The following is a 1,141-nucleotide window of genomic DNA, read 5'->3' on the forward strand; positions in this document are numbered from 1 at the left end:
ATGGCCCAAATGAGCGATGATCCGCAAATCAGTCTGCCCGCTGTGGCACGCTGATATCCCTCCGACCCGACGTCGGAAAGCACGGCAATCAGCCGTCAGCTACACATGGGGTAATCGCGGCGCGATTGTCCAAGCTCCATTTATAAGATGATGGCTGGCGTGGGTGGTTGCCCCCGGTAAGATGGAAATTGCGGGCTCACGATTGGCACCGGGCCCAAACATCAAGTGGAGGCAACCATGGACCAATATATAGGGCTGGACGTTTCATTGAAAGACACCGCGATCTCGATCCGGGAGGACGGGAAGCGGATCTGGCGGGGGAAGTGCCCTTCGGATCCAAAACTTCTGGCAGAGATGATCCGCAAGCATGCGCCGCACGCCAGGCGCGTCGTATTTGAGACGGGGCCGTTGTCGACGTGGTTCTATCACGCCCTGACAGCCGAGGGGATGCCGGCGATCTGCATTTGAAGCGCGGCACGCGCAAAAGGTATTGGACGAGACGCTCAACAAAACCGATGCCAATGATGCAGATGGCTTGGCGCAACTGGCCGAAGCGGGCTTCTACAAGGTCGTTCGAGTAAAGTCATTTGACAGCATGCTGACGCGCACGCTGGTCGGGGCCCGCAACCAGCTCCTGAACATCTCAACCCAACTTAGCAACCAAATCCGCGGCCTGATGAAGACATTCGGTCTTATCGTCCCCAAAGGAACTGGTCGGGTGTTTGATGGCAATGTGAGAGAGCTTTTGGCTGGTAATAACGACCTTGCACGGATCATATTGCCTCTGCTTGAGGCGTGGCGCGACATACGCAAACGCGCGGCCGATCTTGATCGCCAGTTGCTCGCAGTGGCACGGCAGAGCCAGTCTACGAAGCTTCTGATGACGATCCCAGGCATCGGCGCCGTCACGGCTGTGTCCTACATCGCAGCGATTGAAGATCCAGAAAACTTCCGAACGTCGCGCTCGGTAGGAGCCTGGCTCGGGCTAACAACGCGGCGCTACCAGTCAGGTGAGGTTGACTATAATGGCCATATCTCGCGAAGAGGTGATAATCACCTGCGGGGGTTGCTTTATGAAGCGGCGACAGTGCTTCTCACGCGCGCCAGTGTCAGGACCGAGAGCAGCCTCAAGACCTGGGGG

1 pseudogene is annotated in these 1,141 nt (G+C 57.6%); it reads left to right on the forward strand.

Annotation, left to right across the window (positions count from 1 at the left end):
• Nucleotides 1-237: 237 nt before the first annotated feature.
• Nucleotides 238-1,141: pseudogene (locus tag OS035_RS33470) on the forward strand (IS110 family transposase); the annotation flags it as partial.

It is taken from the genome of Rhizobium sp. 268, assembly GCF_036571585.1.
Classification (GTDB): domain Bacteria; phylum Pseudomonadota; class Alphaproteobacteria; order Rhizobiales; family Rhizobiaceae; genus Rhizobium; species Rhizobium redzepovicii.